Genomic DNA, 21,189 nt, shown 5'->3' on the forward strand with positions numbered 1-21,189 from the left:
CCTACAAGGGTTCAGTGGCGTACACAAATGAGGTGTTCACCACAAAACCCTGTGGGAGCCTGGCTTGCCAGCGATAGGGTCTTTGAATTCAGCCCATCAACCGCGCCGTACCAAACAACCTGACCCGCCGCAATTCACCCTCTGCTTCTTCGAGCAAAATCGGCGCCGTGCCGCCGGGCATGACCACCTGCACTTCTCCCGCCTCGACCCAACCCACCCGCCAAGCCGCCGATGCCACGGCACTGGCACTGGTGCCGGAGGACGCCGTCGGCCCTTCGCCGCGTTCAAATACTCGCGCGAGGATTTTCTGTGGTGATTCCAGCACCGCCCATTGCAGATTGACACCTGCCGGGCATGGATCTCCGGCACCGGTGGGCATGGCGTAGGCGATTTCGGTCAGGCCTTTGTTCAGGGGTGATTCACGCATTTGCTCGTTGCTCGGCAAAGCAGCTGCAGCGCTGAGCAGCGTTACACAATGCGGGTTTCCGATGCGCACGAATTGGCTGTGCGCCCAATCGCGATCAAGTTGTGCCAAGGGTTGGACGTGACTCACAACCCGACCGTTGAACTCGATGCCTTGAACAGTCTGCGCACCGACCGCATCCGGTCCAAATCGCGGTTGGCCGAGATCGAGCCAGAAGCCTTTAACACCTTCGACTTCAGCCGGTTTCGCCGAGGTCTCCACGGCGTAACCCTTGTCGTGATGCACGCGCAACAAAGCACCCTCCTCTGGCATCAAGCCTTGCTCGGTCAGCGCCTGCGAGAAAATCGTCAGGCCATTGCCACTGCGCTCGGCGAGCGTGCCGTCGGTGTTGACGATCAGCACGTCGAATGGCGGCGACGTCTGGAACGGGCCGATCAGCAGGCCGTCACTGCGGTGGGACTTGCTGTTTGCCGGGCGTTGGTCTTCGGGCCAGTCGCAGCAGAGTTTGATTGCCGCTGCGCTCCAAGAGTGACGCGCAGAGGCGCATTCAGTGGCGCTGACGGGCAAAACAATGCCCGCGTCGCGCAATGCCTGCGGCGCAATCACCCCATAGATATTGCCCCGTGCATCGTAGAATTGCGTCATCAACCTTAGTCCCTGCTACCGAAGAATCCCACTGTAAACCGAATCCCCTGTAGGAGTGAGCCTGCTCGCGATAGCGGTGTATCAGGCAAAAAAATATTGACTGACAAGCCGCTATCGCGAGCAGGCTCGCTCCCACAGGGTAGGATGTCGTCTGCACGTCCCCGAGCATCGGCGATCGAACCTCGTCGCTGAATCACTGTCCTTCGGGGACGCGATGTTTTTTGCCAAGGATCGATATGACCAGCCTCAACCCCCAAGACACCTTCGTCCCCGGACGCCTGCAACAGATGTCCACGCGCATCGCCTTTTTCATCGCCGGACTCGGTATCGCCGCGTGGGCGCCGTTGGTGCCGTACGCCAAGGCCCGTGCCGGACTGGATGAAGGCACGCTGGGGTTATTGCTGTTGTGCCTCGGCGTCGGTTCGATACTGGCGATGCCGTTGGCGGGGATTCTGGCCACACGCTTTGGCTGTCGGCGGGTGGCCACCGGCGGCACGCTGCTGATCTGCGCGGCGCTGCCGTTACTGGCGACGGTGTCGTCGATACCGGCGCTGATCGCTACCCTGTTCATGTTCGGCGCCGGCCTCGGTACGGTGGATTCGACGGTGAACCTGCAAGCGGTGATCGTCGAACGCGCCAGCGGCAAGAACATGATGTCGGGTTTTCACGGTTTGTTCAGTCTCGGCGGGATTGTCGGCGCGGCGGGTGTCAGCGCCCTGCTCGGCCTCGGCTTGACGCCTCTCGCAGCCATGTTGGTGGTGGTCGTGGTGCTGATCGCGGCATTGTTCAAATGCGTGCCGCACATGTTGCCTTACGGCAGTGAAAGCTCCGGACCGGCATTCGCCATCCCTCACGGCATCGTGCTGTTTATTGGCGGGATGTGCTTCATCGTGTTCCTGACTGAAGGCGCGGCGCTGGACTGGAGTGCGGTGTTTCTGGCGCAGGAACGCGGGATCGACACGGCGTACGCGGGGTTGGGTTATGCGGCGTTTGCATTGACCATGACCGCCGGACGTTTGCTGGGTGACCGCATTGTGCGGATTGTCGGTGCCACGCGGATCATTCTGTTTGGCGGTCTGTTGGCTGCGGCTGGCCTGTTTCTGGCGACATTTGCGCCGAGCTGGCAAGCGGCACTGGTGGGTTATGCGCTGGTCGGTGCCGGCTGTTCGAACATCGTGCCAGTGCTGTACACGGCGGTGGGCAAGCAAACGGTGATGCCGGAAAGCATCGCGGTGCCGGCGATTACCACTTTGGGCTATGCAGGGATTCTGGCAGGGCCGGCGGTAATCGGTTTTGTCGCCCATGCCAGTAGCTTGAGCTTTGCCTTTGGCTTGATGGCGGTATTGTTGGTCGCGGTGGCCATCGGCGGTAAGACATTGAAAGTATGAAGATTGGCGCGACACCTGTCAGGTTTGACAGTAGACAGGCCTTAACCCTTTGAATCATGGTGATTTCCAGCCACGCGGAAATGGAAATCTGTCATGAACATTCGAATTGGATCGGCTGTTGCACTTATCGCTCTTCTCCAGGGATGCGCCTCCGTCAATCGATACGACTGGGGCGAAGGCGGAGCCAACTTTGCTCCCGCTGAGCGGCTGGCCAATGCCAACGGATGTTATGCGCATTGGCAAGCCATTGGCCGTGTCGAAGTTGAAGGCGGCATGACCTGCTCCGGTACACTCATTGACACACGAGAACCCGGTACTGTGTCGAATCCGGCTTATGTACTGACCTCCGGACACTGCACACATCCGGAGATAGGCAATAACGAGGTCATCGTCAATCAGCCTGCAAAGGGTCGGGTTACGTTCAATTATTTTTTCGACACGCAACCGCACAGTCGCTCCTATGCGGTAAGCCGGATTGGCTGGAGCACGCTGCGTGGCCAAGACATCTCCATCGTTGAACTTGAACGGCCTCTGGAACAGTTGATCAGCGACGGTATCGAGCCTCTGAAACTGGCGCATGCCCCCTTGCCCCCCGAAGAAAACATTTTGATCACCGGCGCGCCCGTGAACGGCTTCATTCAGCGAATGGCATGCAAACAGGAACATTCGGCAGCGGTCATCGAAGGCCCGTGGCGATGGGTAGGACAATCGAGCAACCGTTGCCTCGATGTTGTCAGTGGATTATCCGGCTCACCGTTGCTTGCGCGTTATACCAATGAAGTCGTGGCTGTGTTGGGCACTACCACGCGCGGAAGTGAGCGTAATCGATGTGACAAGGGCGCCCCCTGTGAAGTCGTTGCCGGGCAGGTCAACAAGCGAACTGACACCAACTACGCCTCCACAACCGAAGGCCTGGGTGCATGCTTCACCAAGGGCCGTTTCGACCCGCGTCCGGGCGACTGCCCGCTGGGAGCGGCATGGTCTTTTCCGACATCATCGCAAAACAGCGATTACATCAAAGTCGAGCGTGACGAGCACGGACAAGTCGTGCCATGGCATTGGCTGCAAACCTTCGCATTGAGCGCTCCCTACTACCGCTATCGCTATACGCGCACGCTGGACGAATGCCAGTCGCTTGCTGGGTATAGCCAGGTACAAACCGCTCGCCCTGGTTCCGAGAATCAGTTGAACCATGAACTCAAAGAAGGTGCGGGGCTATATTTTCTCTGCCTGATTGGTCAACAGCGGCCTACGGACGTGCCAAAACAATCGGATGGAAAAACCCCCAGCATCTATTGGCGGTGGTTGCTGGAAGCACCAGCGCCGTTGGCGCCGGCCTATAAAATCGAATGGGTGGGTGACGATGACTACGATGTCAGGGTTTTTCCGGTCTCACCGGATCTGGATCCCTTTCAATTTCAGTACAAGTCCGGGCAGCCCGGGAGCATCAACTGCAATGACGGGCTGGGATTCCAGCGCGTATCGCCCTCCACGGGCGTGTTCCATGTTTCCGTTGCCAATGGCCGGCAGAACGTCTGCCTCAAAGGCGCAGACCTGGCGGGGAATCCCGGACCCGTTCTCAACTTTCTGATACCTGAATAGCCTGAGAGCGTTTATTGCTGAACCAGAGGAAACCGGTTCAGCAATGGCTTGAGTCTTAGAAACCGACGCTGGCCTGCACAAAAAACGTACGCGGCGCGCCGACATACATCCCCGAGTTGTTGTCGCTGGAGCGGGTGAAGTACTGCTTGTCGAAGACGTTCTTCACCCCGGCGCCCAGCTTCAGGTTCGACACCTGCGGTCCGAAGTCATAGCCGCCACGCACGTTCCAGGTCACGTAACCCGGAATGTCGCCGTACTGCCCGTCTGCGGTGCCGTCAGTGATGTAGTTGCCGTTGAAGCTGCCATCAGCGTTAACCCCGGTGCCCGGCGAGCGCTGTTTCGACTGGGCGAAACCGTCGAGGTTGTAGGTCCAGCGGTTGATGTCGTAACGCAAACCGACGGTCGCCACCTGACGCGAATAGAACGGCAGATCACGGCCCTTGAAACCCGGAATCTCGCCTTCATACGTGGCGCGGGTGTAAGTGAAACCGGCGTTGGCGGTCAAGCCATCGAGACGCGGATCCAGTGCCGCCATGTCGTAGTGCACCGACGCTTCGATGCCTTGGTGCTTGGTCGCGCCGAGATTCGTCCAGCCGACATCGTTGCTGATGTATTGCAGCTCGTCATCGAAGTCGATGTAGAACAGCGTTACCTCACCGCCCCACACATCATCGTTGTAGCGCGTGCCGATCTCGTAGGTCTTGGCCTTTTCCGGCTCCAGGCCATTGGCGGTCTGATCACCCGAGCCGCCCTGACCGAGCTGGAAATACTGCAGGCTGCCGAACGAGGTTTCATAGTTGGCGAACAGTTTCCACGCGTCCGACAGGTGATACATCACGCTCAGCGCCGGCAACGGTTCATTGCTCTCGATGCTGCGGTTTTTCGCCTGTACCGGCTTGCCGGCCGTGTCGAGCACCGCGCGGTCATGCCAGTCAGTGCTGATGTGTTCGAAGCGGATGCCCGGGGTGATGGTCCAGTTGCCGACATCGATTTTGTTGTCGAGGTAGACCGAGTTGGCTTCGGTGCCGCCGGTACGATCCTGGAAAACATGACCATCAGACGTCGGCGTGAGCACCGGCTGATTATTGACCAGCGCCACTCGGCTCGACGATTCGTGCATCGCCTCTTTCAGGTAGCGATAACCAACGCTGACTTCCTGCGTGGTCGGGCCGACATCGAAGACCCGCGAGACCCGTGGCTCGATGCCCAGCGTGTAATACGAGCGCGGATAGGAGCTGAGGGTTTTCTGGTCGCGCGCGGCGATGGTACTGCCACGGAAACTGTCGGTGTAATAAGTGAGGATTTCCGCCTGGGTGCGTTCGTCGATCTGACGGATCCATTTGAACGACACATCTTTGCGCCGCCCGGTGAATTGGTCGTAGTCACGCACCGAGTCGTACGGTTTGGCGTCGTACTGCTTTTGCGTCAGACCACCGGGCATGTCGGCCGTGGCGTCGTAGTAGTGGAAGTTGAGGCTGAAATCGTCCTGATCGGTGGGCGCCCAATGGGTCTTGAGCAGCACGTCGTCGATGTCGTTGCCGTTGTTGCGCTCGCGATAACCGTTACCGTTGACGCCGGAATACAGCAACGCCACGCCCATGCCGTTGTCGGCAGTGCCACCGAGGAACGCCGTATCGATGTGTTTCCAGCCACCGTACTGAGTGGTTTCCAGGGTGGTGCCGATTTCACCGGTGGCTTTTTCCGGGATCGCGCGGGTGACGAAGTTGATCACCCCGCCGACGTTCTGCGGCCCATAACGCACCGAACCGGCGCCACGCACCACGTCGATGCTGTCGAGATTGCCCGAGGAAATCGGCGCCATCGACAGTTGCGGTTGACCGTACGGGGCGAATGCCGCCGGTACGCCGTCGATCAACACGGTGGAGCGCGGCGACAGACGCGAGGTCAGACCGCGCACGCCGACGTTGAGGGAAATATCGCTGCCGCCGGTGCCGTTGGAATCCTGCACCTGCACGCCCGGGACACGCTTGAGCACGTCGCTGACGTTCATCGCGCCCTGCTCGACCATGGCTTCGCGGCGGATCACCGTGCGCGCGCCGGGATGGTTCTGCACCACGGCGGCGTTGGCATCACCGAGCCAGTCGCCAACCACCTTGATGTCGGTCACGCCCAGTTCCAACGGGCCGTTGCTGGCGGCGGAACTCGCGGCCGGCGACAGCGTTACCGAACCTTCGTTGATCTGATAATCCAGACCGCTGCCCTGCAGCAATTGGCGCAACGCCTGCTCCGGCGAGATATCACCGTCGACTGCCGGCGCCTGTTTGCCGGCGACCAGGTCCGGGCTGAAAAACACTTGCAGCGATGTCTGCTGGCCCAGTTCGCTGAGGGCCTGACCCAATGGCTGCGCGCGGATATGAATCGCTTCACCGGCAAACGCCAGCGGCATGGCAGCGTTGACCGCCAGCGCTAGGGCCAGCGGCAGCCAAGGGGATTTTTTGTTGTTGGCAGTGGTGTTTTTCACGTCGTACGTAGTCCTGTGGATCGCAAGAGTGTGCGGCTGTTAATGCAAACCAGTTGCAGTTGAACAGGAAGACGATGAACTCGAAAAAAACCTGAATTTTATTTTGCGATTATTTCCTGACTGCCATCCGCAAGGGTGCGAACGGCCACCGGCAGGATGCTCGGCAAGGCTTTGAGCAAAGCGTCGGTGTTGTCCGATTTGAACACGCTGGTCAGGCGCAGACTGGCCACGGCCGGATTGGCCACGGTCAGCGGCTGCTCACGGTAACGCGAGACTTCGGCCGCGACCTCACTGAGGCTGGCGTTGTTGAACACCAGTTTGCCGCTGCGCCACGCTGTCAGCTCCGCCGGGTTGACTGCATAGGCGGCGGCGACTTTGCCTTGCGCATCGACATAAGTGCCGAGGCCTGCGGTCAAGCTGATGAAGTGATCATCCGCTGCATCGCGCCCCTGCACTTTCACCGTGCCCTGCTCCACCGCTACGCGGGTTTGTGTGACATCACGGCGCACATCGAAACGCGTGCCGGTGACCGTGACCTTGCCATTTCCGGTCTCGACCACGAACGGTCGCGAGGTATCGTGCGCGACGCTGAACAGCGCTTCGCCTTCGCTCAACTCGATCAGTCGACGATCCTGTTCATAGTGCACTTGCAAGCGGCTGCGGCTGTTCAGATCGATCACCGAACCGTCCGGCAGCGCCACGTGTTTGCGCTCGCCCAGCGCCGTGGCGAATTCGGCGCTGTAGCCGCCGGGATGATTCAAACCACTGAACAAACCCAGGCCGAGCGCCACCGCCAGCACACTCGCGGCCACGGCATAACGCAACACCGGACGACGTTTGCGGCGTGTTGGCGGCGTTTCAGCAAGGGCTTTGAGGCGTGGCGCCGGGAGCAAATCCGCCGCCGACCACAAGCCCTGGAGCAATTGGAATTCGTCACGGTGCTGCGGATGTTGATTCAGCCAGGCATCGAAGCGCTGCTGCTCGTCGGCACTGACGGCCGGCTCCTGCAAACGCACAAACCAGCGAGCCGCGTCATCGCGCACCGTTGTTTGCCCGCACGCGCAATCACGCGTATCCATCATGGAATGTCCTGTTGGGCTGGGGATGAAAAGCTGCGGCGGTTCATGACTGCAACCCGTCGAGGCGATCACGCAGATGCCGCAGGGTGCGGATCATATACTTTTCGACCATGTTCTTGGACAGGCCCAGGCGTTCGGCGATTTCCGCCTGGGTCAGGCCTTCGATCTTCTGCCAGACGAAGATCTTGCGGCAATTGACCGGCAATTCAGCGAGCGCCCGTTCGATGGAGTCAGCCAACTGGATCGCATGCATGTAATGCTCCGGGTCGCCGGATGACGACTCACTGTGATCAATGGCCTGGGACTCCATGGCGCCGCGCCGATCCTCACGCCGATAACCGTCGACCGCGATATTGCGCGCGGTCTGGTGCAAATACGCCCGGGGCTGCTGCACCGCCGCCGAATCCGACTCAAGCACCCGCACAAAGGTGTCGTGCGCCAGATCCTCGGCCTGCGCGCGATTGCGCAGGCGGCGAGTCCAGGTGCCGATCAACTCTTCGTAATGCTCGAAAAAACCGGGTCTGCGGGGACGCATGGGGGTTTGGCGGCGTGCTGAGGAAAGGGGTGTGAATAGTAATGCTTCCTATTAAGGCGAAGCAATGGATTCCTCGATCCGACCGTCCGGGTCGCCTCGCGAGCTCAGCGCTTTATCGAAATCACCCCACTCATGTAGTCATGCAAGTCACGCAGATCCTTAACGCTCCAGGCATGCGGCGGTATTTTTACCCCGTTTTCCTGCAGCGTTTTTGGAATCAGGTTGCCGTTCGGGCGAAGGATGATCGACGACACAATCACCCCCGGATATTCACTCAGGCGTTTTTTGAACGCGGAGGTGGTCAGGTCGGGTGTGGGCGGATTGCTTTTACGCGCCAGCGGTCCGCTGCCTTTTATATCGGCGCCGTGGCACACAGCGCAGCGCTGCGAATAGAGGTTTTTGCCGTTGCTGTTATCCGCGAAGGACACGGATGGTTGGGCGATCAACAAAGCCCCGAGTACAGCGACGAATGCCGTTTTCATTGTTTGCCTCCCTGGCGTTTTTTAAGGTCGCGCATGATGCGCGAGATTTAACGCCTGGCGCAAAACAATGTGGGAGCGAGCCTGCTCGCGAATGCGGTACATCAGTCACTGGTTGCATTGACTGACAGGACGCTTTCGCGAGCAGGCTCGCTCCCACAGGGTTGGGTGGTGGATGCGGGGTCAAGTGCATCCACCACTGGCCGTTGGATCAGCCTTTCTCGTCGATCCCGGCTTGCAGGGTCTGGCTGTCCAGATGACCGCTGAGGGTGACCGGGCCGACTTTCAAGGTGCCGTTTTCCAGGGAAACCTTCGGTGCGTTTTCCTCGGCTTTATGCGGCAGATCAAGGCCCGCTTTCACGCCGTAGTCACGGTTACTCAGATCAGTGCTGCTGACCTTCGAACCACCGAGATCGACCTTTCCTTGCGTCGCCGAAATCCGCGCGCCGGTCAGCTGTGTCGCGCCGCCGACTGCGAGGTTCACGCCTTGGCTGGCACTGATCGCGGACGCCTGCGCAACGCTGTCCTTGTGCGCGTACTCACCCTGCGCTTTCAGTGTCGGTTTGTAGTCGGTGCCGGCGAGCTTCTCTTTGTCACTCGGTGAATTTTTCTTCGCAGTCAGGCCCAGATCAACATCGACCTTGGCGTGGTTGCTCGCGTCCTGACGGCTTTCGACGGTCAGATCACCCGCGACCTTGCCGCTGACATCTTTAGCGTCGATCCGCGCACCCGCCAACTGTGCATCACCAGCGCTGTTCAACACCACGCTGTCAGCCTTGATCTGGCTGTTCTGCTGGGTGCTGCCCTGCAAGTAATCCACAGCGACTTTGGCCCCGGCGTTGAAGCCGTGGTCGCTGCTGGCCTTCTCATCAGCGGCGGTCGGGGTTTTGCTGCTCAGGTTGCCACCGGCATTCAGCGCGACATTCCAGTTATTGCGGTGGTCGGTGGACTGCGCCGACTCCTGCACGTAACCACCCTTTTGCGCGTCGATGCTGACGTTCGGTGCGCTGACTTGCGTGCCTTGCAGATGAATCGAATCACCGCTCAACGCGATGCCGCTCTGGCTGTTGAGTTGGCCACCGGTAAGGGTTTTCGAATCCTCGTTGACCCGACCGATATTGAAGTTGCCACTCAGATTGCCGCCCTGATCGCGGCTCTTCTCGCTGCTGGTTTTGCTGCCGCCACCCTTCAAGCCGCCGCCGAGATTGCTGCCGGTCGCGGTATGAGTGTCGGTTGCGGCTTGCAGATCGAGCTTGCCATCAGCGTGCAAATCGATGGCGCCAGCGCTGTCGATTTTCGTGCCTTGCTGGACTTGATCGCCGCCGCTGCTGAGTTGCACCGGACCGTTGCCGGTGATGCTCGCCACATGGGCCTGAGTGTCAGTGCTTTGCTTGCCGCTGTGATCAAGCTGGAAACCGGCGCCGAGATCAACGTTGGTGCCATCGGTGCCGGGCAAGGTGCCGACCGTCAGCGAGCCATTGCCGCGCAGGCTGCTGTCGTTGCTGGTCTGCCGGTCATTGGCCTGATTCATCGCCAGATCACCGCCCGTCTTGATGCTCACACCGCCCTGCCCGCCGTCGAAACGACTGCCTTCGAACTGCGCATCGCCGCCGACCTTGATGTTCACACCCTGGCTACCGGCGTAACCGCCGACCACGGCGCTGGAGTTGTCCTTGCTCGACGCACTGCTGCCACCCGCGCCGCTGCCGGCGACATTCACGTCTTCACCGTTCTTGGTGTAGACGCGCACATCGACCTTGGCATCCACCGCGTTGGCGCTGCTGTTGTGCGTATTGCTGGCGGCATCGGCAAGCAGTTGGTCAGCGCTGATGTTCACTTGGCCGGCGCTGGCGTGGTATTGCGTGCCTTGGTCGTGCAGCGTGCCGGTGGTTTTCACATCGACAGTGCCGCCGTCAAAACGGCTGACCACGGCGTTGTTATTTTGCTCGGTTTTGCTGGCGCTGCCATGGCCGACCGCAACGTCGATCCCGACGTTCGGCTGACCGAGATTGGCCAGAGCGTCCTTGTCCGGCACCTTGCCGCCGAGCACGTCTTTGACTGCGCCCACGATCGGCCGGGCGATGTCTTTGTACTCGACGTTGGCGCCGATGTCCGCCGACCAGTTGCTCTCGCTATGCGTGCTGCTGTCAGTGTTGCTGGCCGCACGGTTGTCGATCTCGTTCGCGGCGACTTTCAGACCGTCGCCAGCCTTGAGTTGCGCACCTTCAGTGGCGAGTTTGTCGGCATTGATCGTCAGGCTGCCGCTGCTCTGTACGCTACTGGTTTGCGCGGTGGTTTTACTGGTCGAGTCCTGCGCCGTGCTGTGGGCGAAATCGACGCCACTGCCAGCACGGTCGAGGCCGCCGGTGTAGTAGAAACCGCCGCCGGTGCTGGAGGTGTCGGTGGTGGTTTGGTGACTGTCGGCTGCGGCCAGCAACGACACGTTTTGGCCGCTCAACGTGGTGTCGCCAACGGTGGATTTCACCTCCGCGCCTTTGAGCGTGACGTCACCGCCCGCCTTCACCTGCACACTGCCGCCGCTGAGGCTGGAGCCTTGTTGAGTGACGTCGTTGCTAGTGACGGTTTGCTGTTTGTCTTCGTAGTGAATCCCGGCGCGGTATTGTTCCGGCGTTTGCTCTTTGGCGTACGCATCGAAGCCACGGGTGTGCGTGGTGTCAGTACTGTCGTGAGTGTTCTGCGCCGAATGCACATTGACGTCGCCTGCCGCGTCGGCCGTCAGCGCACCGCCAGCCTTGACCGTCGAGCCCGCCACTTCGATATCCTTGGCGCTCTTGAGCTTGAGGTTGCTGTCGGACACCAGTTCGCTGCGCACGGTGCTGCTGTCTTTGCTGTTCTGCCGCGACTCGTCCTTGCTGATGCCGAAGAACTTGCTGTCCTTGTCGTGGTTGTTGCTGTGCGAGGTGTCCTGCACGCCATCGATCACCAGCGAACCCTTGTCGCTGATCACGCTGGCGTCGGTGCCGCCACGCACTTGGCTGCCGCTGATGCGCACGTCGTCAGCCTTGACGATCAGTTTGCCGCTGGCGTTGACCTTGCTGCCCTGATGCTGGGTCTTGCCCTTGTCGGCATCGCCGGTCTTGCCGAAGAAACCACCGCCGACCAAGTCACCGGAGTAACGGTTGTCGCTGCTGCGATTGGTAAGAGTGGCCGTGGTGATTTCCACCTGTTTGCCGGCCAGTTGCACGTCGCCGGAGCTGTTTAACTCGGCGCCTTCGGAGCGCAACAACGCGGCGGTTTGTAGGGCGATATTGCCGGCCTTCAACTGGCTGGTGACGCTGCGCTGCTCCTCGCTGCTGCTGTTCCAGTCGGCTTTCCACAGGTGTTTGCGGTGTTTACCTTGATCGGTCTGCGTATGGCTTTCAGTGGCGGCGGTCAGGCGCAAGTCGCCGCCGCTTTGCACATCGAGAGTCTTCGCCGCTTCGACCTTGGCGGCTTTCAGCTCGGTATCTTTACCGGACGACAACTTGGCGTCGCGGCTGGCGATAATCTGGCTGCCGTGCTGGCGCGATTCACTGTCGGTCTGGGTGCGGTCGTAGGTTTCCCAGGTGATGCCGATGGTGCTGTTGTTCCAGTTTTCGCGCTTTTCCTGAAGCTTGCGGCTTTCGACCGTTGACAGGGTCAGGTTGCGTTTGGCGTCGAGCGTGACGTCGCGAGCGCTGACATCGGTAGCCGCCAACGTCAGATCCTTGCCGCTGTGCAAAGCCACATCGCCCTGACTACTGCGGAGACCGGCGCGGGTCACGTCGAGGCTGTTGGCCACGGCTTCACCGCTGACACTGAGGTCACCGGCCGAGCGAATCTGCACGCCATCACGCCCGGCGACTTGCACCGCGCCAACCCGTACGCCAGCACCTTCGGCGGTGCTGACAATGTTGATGCGCCCGGCCTGCATGGCGCCGAACAGACTGGCGTCGATGCGTTGATCGCCGGTGTTGCCGGTGTTGCCGGCAGGGTCGACGGTTTTCACCTGGCCGCTGGCGTAATCAACCTGATTGCGCCCGACCGTAAGGTTCAACTGGTCGCGCGCAGTGATCGCGCCCTGGCTGTCGATACGTGGCGCGATCAGGTTGATCGAACCCTCGCCGTTGCGCAGTCCACCGCTGTGAATCTGCAACTGACCACTGGCGTCGCGGGTATTCAGACTTTGCAGTTTGCCGTCATTCAATTCCGGACGACCGACCACCAGATTGGCGTTCGGCGTATTGATGAAGCTGCCGCCATTGACCGAGATGCCGTTGGGGTTGGCCAACACGTAATCGGCAGGCCGACCGAAGATTTCCTGCGCGCCGTTGATGGCGGACGGATTGCGGCTGATCACTTCGTTGAGAATCACGCTCGCCGCCTGGCCTTGCAGTTGCGGGTTGGCCGCCAGTTGCCCGGCCAGTTGCGATTGCCCGGCCTGCAAGGCGTTGTTCAGTACCAGGCCCTGACGGTCGACGTTGTAATCGAGGAACTGGTTGTGCGACAGGCCCGAACCGTTGGGCGCGACGATGTTGACGATGGGCACACCGCCCTGGGTCTGCAATTGCGCGGTGCCGCCGGGTCCCGGTGCGACCACGACGCCGCCGGCGAGCGCGCTCGGCAGGTGCACGGCGAAGAACAGGCTGGCAATCGCCCAGCGCAATTTGCCCCGCGGCGAAAGATGAAATGCAAAGGTGTGTGCTGGCATAAAAACGTCTCCATGTGAGTACGGCATCACGTCGCGCGTTTAGTCTTGGCCGTGGCTGACGCGCTCAGATCCGACGGCTGTTTGTTCACTGCGTTGTTCGTTGCGGTAGCGTCATATCTGCACCCCGACGCGCATCAGCCAGGTTTGCGGTTCGTGTTGCAGACCGCTCGGGGTGTTGAGCGCGCGTTGATAATCGACGTCCACTTGCAGGTTCTTCCAGCCCAGATTCAGGCCGACACTGGTACCACTCAGGCGCTGGCCCTGAGCACCGTGATCAGCCTTGATCCAGCCGTGGTCGAGGCCCACCCGCGGGGTGATCTGCACCGGCCATTGACTGCGCAGCGGCAAGCGCAAGGTGTTGCGCCAGATCGCGCCGCTGGCGCCGGAGGCACTGCTGACCCGATAGCCGCGCACCGCCGAATCATCGGTGCCGAGCAATTGTTCGATCGCTGGCAACGGGTCCGGGCTGTACTGCAAATTGAGCTGGCTCTGCCACTGCCAGGCCTGCGCGCCAAGCTGACCATTGCGCCACTGACTGAGGCCGGCGCGGTACTTGCGGAACTGCGCCTTGGGCAGGTTGTTGATCTGCTGCTGTGAGTCGTCGTCGGCGCCAAACCAGCGCAGGCCCTGGGCGTAATTGACATCAAGGTTCCACACCGCGCGGTCGAGCCAGAACAGATTGAGGCCAGCCTCAGCCACCGTCAGCGTCGGGCTTTGAATACCGAGGCGAACGTCTTGCAGGTAGCTGTCGACATCCTTGTGCGCCAGTTGCAGGTTGGCGCTGAGCTGACGGCTCTGGTCGCGCCACAGCACACGGTCGGCGCGCAGGCTGACTTGGTCGGTGATGCCGGTGTTGTGAAAGGTCACGCTTGGCAGTTTGAATGGCGCGCGATATTCGGCATGGCTGGCGAACACGCTGTAGGTCCAGTAACCGTAGGGAATCGCGTAATACAGGCTGGCGTTGCGGCTGTAGCGATCGCCCTGATTGAGGGTGTCGCTGGCGCTGAGGCTCAACAGGTCGTTGAGTTGCAACGGGCTGTCGAGACTGAGGCTGACGGTGTCGCGATCACGTCCGGTGCTGGCGCTGCCGAGGTTGTCGATGCCCGCGTTCAAGGCCCAGCGCGAATGCGCGGAGATGCGAGAACGCAGGATGATCCGCGAGGCACCGGGCTGGCTGCCGGGAGCGATATCGGCGGTGAGATCGATTGAGCGCAGGCGATTCAGTTGATCAAGGCCCTGCTCCAGATCGCGCAGGTTCAGCGGCTCGCCGAGCATCCCCGGAAACGCGCCGCCGAGGGACACCGGCAGACTCTGATCGGCCAGTTCGATGGACTCGATGTAGCCTTCGTCAACGCGGATATCCAGTGACTGCCCCGCTGCCGGTGCGCTGAGCAGATACGGACGGCTGGCGATGTAGCCCTTGTCGACGTAGCTCGCGGTGATGGTCGCCAACAGATGATTGATCTGGCCGACGCCCATGCACGGCGCCAGCAGCGGTTTGATCCGCGCGTTGAGTTTGGCGCTGTCGATCAACGTGACGCCGCCGATGCGCGCACCGCTCAATGGCCAGCAACGTTCATCGGCGGTGACGGTTGGCGGAATGGCCGGGGTGACCGGCACCGGACCGAACGCGCCGCGCTCCAACTGCCGCTTTCTTTGCTCAAGTTGCAGTTGTTGCAGATCGCGCTGTTGCTGTTGTTGCTGGCGCAGCACTTCCTGGCCCGGCGCGACAGGTTCGGCGGCTTCAATCGAGGAGGCACACACACTCAACACAAAGGCCGACAACAGCGGGCAAAGCGGGGAACGACGGCGAAAAACAGCGCGAAACGGAAACGGCACGCAACATCCTTGCGATCATCAAATGGCGTAATGCCATGTCATCAATGATCGTGATAGTCGGAGCCCTCCTACACAAATGCAAGACGCTTCCTACAGCGCTTACATTTCTTAAACAATTGCTTTGCCTGGCTTTATTGTCAGCAGCAAGGCCACGGCACTGCACGCTACCAGGGTTTCCCCGAGGGCTTGAAACCAGCCGGCGAGCATCAGTCCCGCGCCGATCAGCAGGTAATACATCAAACCCAACAACGCCCCGGCGGTGCCCAATCGATCCGCGTAATTGGCCAGGGCCGAACCGAGAATGTTCGGGATTGCCAGGCCAAACGCCAACACCACCAGCAGCATCGGCAGCACGAACGCGACACTGCCTTGCAGCGACCATACGCCCACGCCACCGAGCAAGGCGATGCCAGCCGCGAGGCGAATCAACTGCAATGCCTTGAACCCGGCCGTCAATAAACGCCGGTTGAGCCATGCTCCAAAACCTGAGCCCAGCGCGAGGATCACGCCGCTGTAGCCGAACCCGCTGGCGTCCACGTCCAGCCGCTGAAACATGAACGGTGCAAGGCTGTAATAGCTGAACAGCGCCACGTTGAACGATGCAATCCACAGCGCCGAGCGCCAGATCCCCCAGTCTCGCAGCATGCGCCCAAGGGTTTCGAACAGACCGACATGGCTGCAGGGCGCTGGCCGGGTTTCCGCCAGGATGTACCAACTCCATAGCCACAACAGCGTTGCCAGCAACAGCAATGCAGTGAGGACACCGCGATAACCGAAGGCCTCAACCAGGCTGGCGCCGCTGAACAGGCCAATCGCCGGACTGGCCGCCAGCGCGATGCCTACCAGGGAAAACACCTGCGCCAGTTCGGCGCCTTTGAAGCGGTCGCGCAACACGGTTTGCGTGACCACCGAGCCCACCGCAGCACCGAAAGCCGCCAACATCTGCGCCAGTAACAAGCCGTTGAAACTGCTGACCCGCAGACCGAAAAGTGTGGCAGCGGCGTAGATCGCCAGGCCCGCGAGCATCGCCGGGCGTCGACCGATGCGATCACACAAACGCCCCCACACGACCACCCCGACGGCAAACGCGAGGAAATACACCGACAAGGTCTGCGCGGCGGCTTGCGGGCCAACGTTAAACGCACGCCCGATATCGCCGAGCGCCGGGCTGTACAGGGTTTGCGCGATCTGCGGAAACATCAGCAGCGCAATTGCCAGCCACAAGAAATATCTGTTGTTCATCCTTCATCACTCCTCACTTGAACCGCCGAGGAGTTTAAGAACCGGCCACTGGCGTATTATCCAAATCCTGCCAACTTATCGCTGAAATCGGACAACTCATGGCCTGGCTCGAAGCCCACGCAACATTCGACGCAGATCGCTTTCAGGCGCCGGTGATTGGTATCGCCTCGACCTTGGGCGACCACGACTCCGGCCTGCACCGTCATCAACGCGGGCAACTGCTGTACACGCGACAAGGCTGCACGCGGATTACTCTGGCGCAGCAACTGTGCCTGTTGCCGCCGTCGCGGGCGGCGTGGATTCCGCCGGGTGTCAGCCATCGGGCGGTGATGCAGCGAAGTGTCGATTACCGCTCCATCTACTTGATCCCCGAACTGTGCGCCGAGCTGCCAGAGCAGGTGTGCGTGATCGAAGTCAGTGCCTTGTTGCGTGCGGTGCTGGAGCCCATGGCGCTGGCCGATTTCGCCACCGATTGGCAGCAGGGCAAATTCGCCCACTTGCTCGGCCTGTGCCTGAGCGAAATCGAGGAAGCGGCGCAACAACCGATGTTGTTGCCGTTACCTCAAGACAAACGCCTCGCGCCGCTGCTGCAAACGCCCGAACGTCTGCCTCCGGAGCTGCAAGTGCTGGAACAGCAGATCGGCGCCAGCAGTCGCACCATCGGGCGAATCTTCCAGCGCGAAACCGGCATGAGTTATCAGCAATGGCGCCAGCAGTGGCGCTTGATGCGCGCGATGGAATTACTCGCCACCGGGCGCAGCCTGAGTTACTGCGCGTTCGAATCGGGTTTTGCCAGCGACAGCGCCTTCATCGCCTTCTTCAAAGCCATGACCGGCAGCACGCCGGGCCACTGGCTCAAGTGAGCAACTGACGATTGGCAGCAGAAATAATTTGCGACTAAATATTACCTGCGTCATATTACAGCCGTAATAACGACCCGTTTGCGCAGGTATCCCGCCATGACCAGCATGCCCACCCTCGAACCTGTTGTGGTAAAGACCAGGCCGCCCCTGCTTAAACGCCTGCTGCTTCCCGGCGCAGGATTGCTCGCATTGATCTTTGCCGGTCTGTACGCCGTGCACTGGTGGGGCGCCGGGCGTTTTCTCGAAGAAACCGACGATGCCTATATTGGTGGCGATGTCACGGTGATCGGGCCGAAAGTCGCCGGTTACATCGACGAAGTGCTGGTCAGCGACAACCAGCATGTGAAGGCCGGCGATGTGTTGATCCGCCTCGACGCCCGCGACTATCGCGCCAATCTGGCCAAGGCCGAAGGCGCCGTCGCCGCCGAAGAAGCGCTGCTGGCCAACCTCGACGCCACCGAACAACTGCAACAAGCGGTGATCGGCCAGGCCCGCGCCGGCATCGACGCCGCCGGCGCAGAAACCGCGCGTTCGCGGGACGACAACGCACGCTACAAACGCCTGGTGACCACTAACGCCGTGTCCGTAGAAAGCGCACAACGCGCCGACGCTACCTTCAAAACCGCACAAGCCCTGAGCGCCCGTGCACAGGCCGAACTGCTGGCCGCGCAACGCCAACTGGCGGTGATCGACACCCAGAAACAACAGGCCCGCGCCGCCCTTCAGCAAGCCCGCGCCGAACGCGATCTGGCGCAACTCAACCTCGGCTACACCGAACTGCGCGCACCGGTCGATGGCGTGATCGGCAATCGCCGTGCACGGGTTGGCGCCTATGCTCAGGCCGGTTCGCAACAGTTGTCGGTGGTGCCGGCCAGCGGCCTTTGGGTCGATGCCAATTTCAAGGAAGACCAATTGGCGCGGATGAAACCCGGGCAACGCGTGAGCATCCGCGCCGACGTCCTTTCCGGACAGGAATTCCACGGCCGCCTCGACAGCCTCGCCCCCGCCACTGGTTCGCAATTCAGTGTGCTGCCACCGGAAAACGCTACCGGCAACTTCACCAAAATCGTCCAGCGCGTACCGGTGCGCATCCTCCTCGACCCCGCTGATGGCGTGCTCGGGCACTTGCGCCCGGGCCTGTCGGTGACTGCAGAAGTCGACACCCGCGCACAACCGGAAACCAGCGCCGTGGCCGTCGCGCCATGAGCACCGCCCTCGCCGCTCCTGCACAGCCATTCAACGCAGCGGACATGGCGACCGCCACCAAAGTGTTCGCCTTCGCGACCATGTGCATTGGCATGTTCATCGCGCTGCTGGATATCCAGATTGTCTCGGCGTCACTGCGCGATATCGGCGGCGGACTGTCCGCCGGCACCGATGAAACCGCGTGGGTGCAGACCAGTTATCTGATCGCCGAAATCATCGTGATTCCGCTGTCCGGCTGGCTGTCGCGGGTGTTCTCCACGCGCTGGTTGTTCTGCGCGTCGGCGGTCGGTTTCACCCTCGCCAGCCTGCTCTGCGGCGTGGCCTGGAACATCCAGAGCATGATTGCCTTTCGGGCGCTGCAAGGTTTTCTCGGCGGCTCGATGATCCCGCTGGTGTTCACCACCGCGTTCTTTTTCTTCACCGGCAAACAACGGGTGATTGCCGCCGCGACCATCGGCGCGGTCGCATCATTGGCGCCAACCATGGGGCCGGTGATCGGTGGCTGGATCACTGATATTTCCTCGTGGCACTGGTTGTTGTATATCAACCTGGTGCCGGGGATTTTCGTCGCTGTGGCGGTGCCGATGCTGGTGAAAATCGACCAGCCGGAACTGTCCTTGCTCAAAGGTGCGGACTATCTGAGCATGGTGTTTCTCGCGCTGTTTCTCGGCTGCCTGGAATACACCCTCGAAGAAGGCCCACGCTGGAACTGGTTCAGCGATCAGACCATTCTGACCACCGCGTGGATCAGTGGCCTCGCCGGGTTGGCCTTCATTGGCCGCACCTTGCACGTGGCCAATCCGATCGTCGATCTGCGCGCCTTGAAGGATCGCAATTTCGCCCTCGGCTGCTTCTTTTCGTTTGTCACCGGCATCGGCCTGTTCGCGACGATTTACCTGACGCCGCTGTTCCTCGGCCGGGTGCGCGGCTACAGCGCGCTGGACATTGGTCTGGCGGTTTTCTCCACCGGCGTGTTCCAGATCATGGCGATTCCGCTGTATGCCTTTCTGGCCAATCGCGTCGATCTGCGCTGGATCATGATGATCGGTCTGGGTCTGTTCGCGATATCGATGTGGGAGTTCAGCCCGATCACCCACGACTGGGGCGCCGGCGAGTTGATGTTGCCGCAAGCGTTACGCGGGATTGCCCAGCAACTGGCCGTGCCGCCAGCGGTGACGTTGACCTTGGGCGGGTTGGCGCCCGCACGTTTGAAGCATGCGTCAGGGTTGTTCAACCTGATGCGCAATCTGGGTGGCGCGATTGGTATTGCGGCGTGCGCGACCATTCTCAATGACCGCACCAACCTGCACTTCACGCGATTGGCCGAACACTTGAACAGCAGCAATGAAGCGATGAATCAGTGGCTGTCGCAGGTCAGTGGCAACCTGGCGAACCTGGGCCAGAGCGGCGACGTCGGTGTCACCGCCAGCCTGCGCCAGTTGTGGCTGCTGACCTACCGCGAGGCGCAAACGCAAACCTACGGTGACACCTTTTTGATGATCGGGGCGTGCTTCGTCATCGCCACGGCGATGGTGCCCTTGATGCGCAAGGTGCAACCACCGGCGGCGCCGAGTGCGGATGGGCATTGATCCAGTTTTATGAAGTTTCCCCGGCCCGTGTAGGGATTGTGGGCAGCTTAAGCCTGTGGGATTTTGCGGAAGCCTACGGCCAGACGATTCCAGCTGTTGATGGTGTTGATCGCCACGCTCAGGTCGACCATTTCTTTCGGTGTGAACTGCGCCGCAACCACCTCGTAATCTTCGTCCGGGGCGTGGGTCAGGCTCAGTTGGGTCAGCGATTCAGTCCACAACAGCGCGGCGCGTTCGCGGTCGCTGAAGAACGGCGCTTCACGCCATGCCGTCACCGCGAACAAGCGGCGCGGGGTTTCGCCACCCTTGATCGCATCGGTGGTGTGCATGTCAATGCAGAATGCGCAGCCGTTGATTTGCGAGGCGCGCAGCTTGACCAATTCGATCAGGGTCTTTTCCAGCGGCAGTTTGGACACGGCAGTTTCCAGAGCCATCATCGCTTTCAAGGCGTCTGGGGAGGCGGTGTAGAAATCGGTACGAGGTTGCATGGTAGCTCCGGGTAGCAAGTGAATGTGTGGCTACGTTAGCCCTCACACCCGGTTCGACAAATAGCCAATATTCCAGAAGATCAGGAGGCCACTCGGTTTTCCCGCTGACCGCTCGTCAGCCATTCGGCACCAAGGGTTCTGCGCGTCAGACCAATATCAGGTACATGCCATTTCTGGAGACGGATCATGATCACGCGCAAACTCACTTCGTTATTGCTCGCCGGGTTGCTCGCCAGCGCCTCGGCCGCCAGCTTCGCCGCCAACGACGGCGCTGACGCCACCGGCACCAAGTCCGGCGGCCCGACCAGCACAACTACGCCGCCAGACAACACGCCAGGGGCGCCTTCCGGTGGCAGCGGCTCTTCGGGTATGGGTTCCGGGACTGGCACCAATGGCGGGGCCAGTGGTTCAGGTTCCGGGGCTGGCGGCGGTACCGGATCGGCCGGCGGCGGCACTGGCGGTGCGGGCGGTGGCACTGGCGGCTGAACGAACAAGAGCCACCCGTGGTGAAAACCCTCGGTTGTATGGGTATTCACATAACCTTGGCTTGATGAAAATCACTGTGGGAGCTGGCTTGCCAGCGATAGCGTCAGCACAGTCAACATCTTCCTTGACTGACCGACCGTTATCGCTGGCAA

General features: G+C 60.9%; 15 protein-coding genes. 6 read left to right on the top strand and 9 right to left on the bottom strand.

Going from position 1 to position 21,189, the window contains the following annotated elements:
• Window positions 1-88 precede the first annotated feature (88 nt).
• Window positions 89-1,069 carry a diaminopimelate epimerase gene (locus tag PMI23_RS20475; RefSeq protein WP_007915582.1) on the bottom strand — a complete coding sequence of 327 codons (981 nt, stop codon included), beginning with the start codon at window positions 1,067-1,069 and terminating at the stop codon, window positions 89-91.
• A 236-nt stretch (window positions 1,070-1,305) separates the two neighbouring features.
• On the opposite strand from PMI23_RS20475, the gene PMI23_RS20480 reads away from it, so the two are divergent.
• Both PMI23_RS20480 and PMI23_RS20485 read left to right on the top strand, forming a co-directional pair.
• The gene (locus tag PMI23_RS20480) at window positions 1,306-2,457 is read left to right on the top strand and encodes an MFS transporter (protein ID WP_007915581.1); all 1,152 of its coding nucleotides are present in this window, start codon (window positions 1,306-1,308) and stop codon (window positions 2,455-2,457) included.
• Window positions 2,458-2,550: 93 nt separating this feature from the next.
• Complete coding sequence (locus tag PMI23_RS20485; protein ID WP_007915580.1) at window positions 2,551-4,059, top strand: trypsin-like serine peptidase; 1,509 nt, start codon at window positions 2,551-2,553, stop codon at window positions 4,057-4,059.
• Between the two features lie 55 nt (window positions 4,060-4,114).
• Here PMI23_RS20485 and PMI23_RS20490 read toward each other — a convergent pair whose 3' ends face one another.
• The 7 genes from PMI23_RS20490 to PMI23_RS20520 all read right to left on the bottom strand — a co-directional run bounded on the left by PMI23_RS20490 (window position 4,115) and on the right by PMI23_RS20520 (window position 16,405).
• Window positions 4,115-6,541, bottom strand: a complete 2,427-nt coding sequence (locus tag PMI23_RS20490) for a TonB-dependent siderophore receptor (protein ID WP_007915579.1) — start codon at window positions 6,539-6,541, stop codon at window positions 4,115-4,117.
• Window positions 6,542-6,639: 98 nt separating this feature from the next.
• The gene (locus tag PMI23_RS20495; protein WP_007915578.1) at window positions 6,640-7,623 is read right to left on the bottom strand and encodes a FecR family protein; all 984 of its coding nucleotides are present in this window, start codon (window positions 7,621-7,623) and stop codon (window positions 6,640-6,642) included.
• Window positions 7,624-7,663: 40 nt separating this feature from the next.
• Complete coding sequence (locus tag PMI23_RS20500; RefSeq protein ID WP_007915577.1) at window positions 7,664-8,155, bottom strand: sigma-70 family RNA polymerase sigma factor; 492 nt, start codon at window positions 8,153-8,155, stop codon at window positions 7,664-7,666.
• 104 nt (window positions 8,156-8,259) lie between these two features.
• Complete coding sequence (locus PMI23_RS20505) at window positions 8,260-8,637, bottom strand: c-type cytochrome (RefSeq protein ID WP_007915575.1); 378 nt, start codon at window positions 8,635-8,637, stop codon at window positions 8,260-8,262.
• A gap of 208 nt (window positions 8,638-8,845) precedes the next feature.
• Entirely contained in the window at window positions 8,846-13,324 is a 4,479-nt protein-coding gene (locus tag PMI23_RS20510) for a hemagglutinin repeat-containing protein (protein ID WP_007915573.1), read from the bottom strand.
• A gap of 111 nt (window positions 13,325-13,435) precedes the next feature.
• The gene (locus PMI23_RS20515) at window positions 13,436-15,163 is read right to left on the bottom strand and encodes a ShlB/FhaC/HecB family hemolysin secretion/activation protein (RefSeq protein WP_007915572.1); all 1,728 of its coding nucleotides are present in this window, start codon (window positions 15,161-15,163) and stop codon (window positions 13,436-13,438) included.
• Between the two features lie 108 nt (window positions 15,164-15,271).
• Window positions 15,272-16,405 (bottom strand): MFS transporter, encoded by a 1,134-nt coding sequence (locus PMI23_RS20520; protein WP_007915571.1) that lies wholly within the window; start codon window positions 16,403-16,405, stop codon window positions 15,272-15,274.
• 98 nt (window positions 16,406-16,503) lie between these two features.
• On the opposite strand from PMI23_RS20520, the gene PMI23_RS20525 reads away from it, so the two are divergent.
• From PMI23_RS20525 to PMI23_RS20535, 3 genes are all read left to right on the top strand, one after another.
• The gene (locus PMI23_RS20525; RefSeq protein ID WP_007915570.1) at window positions 16,504-17,268 is read left to right on the top strand and encodes an AraC family transcriptional regulator; all 765 of its coding nucleotides are present in this window, start codon (window positions 16,504-16,506) and stop codon (window positions 17,266-17,268) included.
• A gap of 96 nt (window positions 17,269-17,364) precedes the next feature.
• The gene (locus tag PMI23_RS20530; RefSeq protein WP_007915569.1) at window positions 17,365-18,474 is read left to right on the top strand and encodes an HlyD family secretion protein; all 1,110 of its coding nucleotides are present in this window, start codon (window positions 17,365-17,367) and stop codon (window positions 18,472-18,474) included.
• The gene (locus tag PMI23_RS20535) at window positions 18,471-20,063 is read left to right on the top strand and encodes a DHA2 family efflux MFS transporter permease subunit (RefSeq protein WP_007915568.1); all 1,593 of its coding nucleotides are present in this window, start codon (window positions 18,471-18,473) and stop codon (window positions 20,061-20,063) included. Before PMI23_RS20530 ends, PMI23_RS20535 begins: the two co-directional genes overlap by 4 nt.
• 47 nt (window positions 20,064-20,110) lie before the next feature.
• On the opposite strand, the gene PMI23_RS20540 is transcribed toward PMI23_RS20535, so the two are convergent.
• The gene (locus PMI23_RS20540) at window positions 20,111-20,551 is read right to left on the bottom strand and encodes a carboxymuconolactone decarboxylase family protein (RefSeq protein ID WP_007915567.1); all 441 of its coding nucleotides are present in this window, start codon (window positions 20,549-20,551) and stop codon (window positions 20,111-20,113) included.
• Window positions 20,552-20,737: 186 nt separating this feature from the next.
• Between PMI23_RS20540 and PMI23_RS20545 the strand changes: the two genes are divergently transcribed.
• Complete coding sequence (locus tag PMI23_RS20545; RefSeq protein WP_007915566.1) at window positions 20,738-21,037, top strand: hypothetical protein; 300 nt, start codon at window positions 20,738-20,740, stop codon at window positions 21,035-21,037.
• Window positions 21,038-21,189 lie beyond the last annotated feature (152 nt).

This window comes from Pseudomonas sp. GM24 (genome assembly GCF_000282235.1).
Classification (GTDB): Bacteria; Pseudomonadota; Gammaproteobacteria; order Pseudomonadales; family Pseudomonadaceae; genus Aquipseudomonas.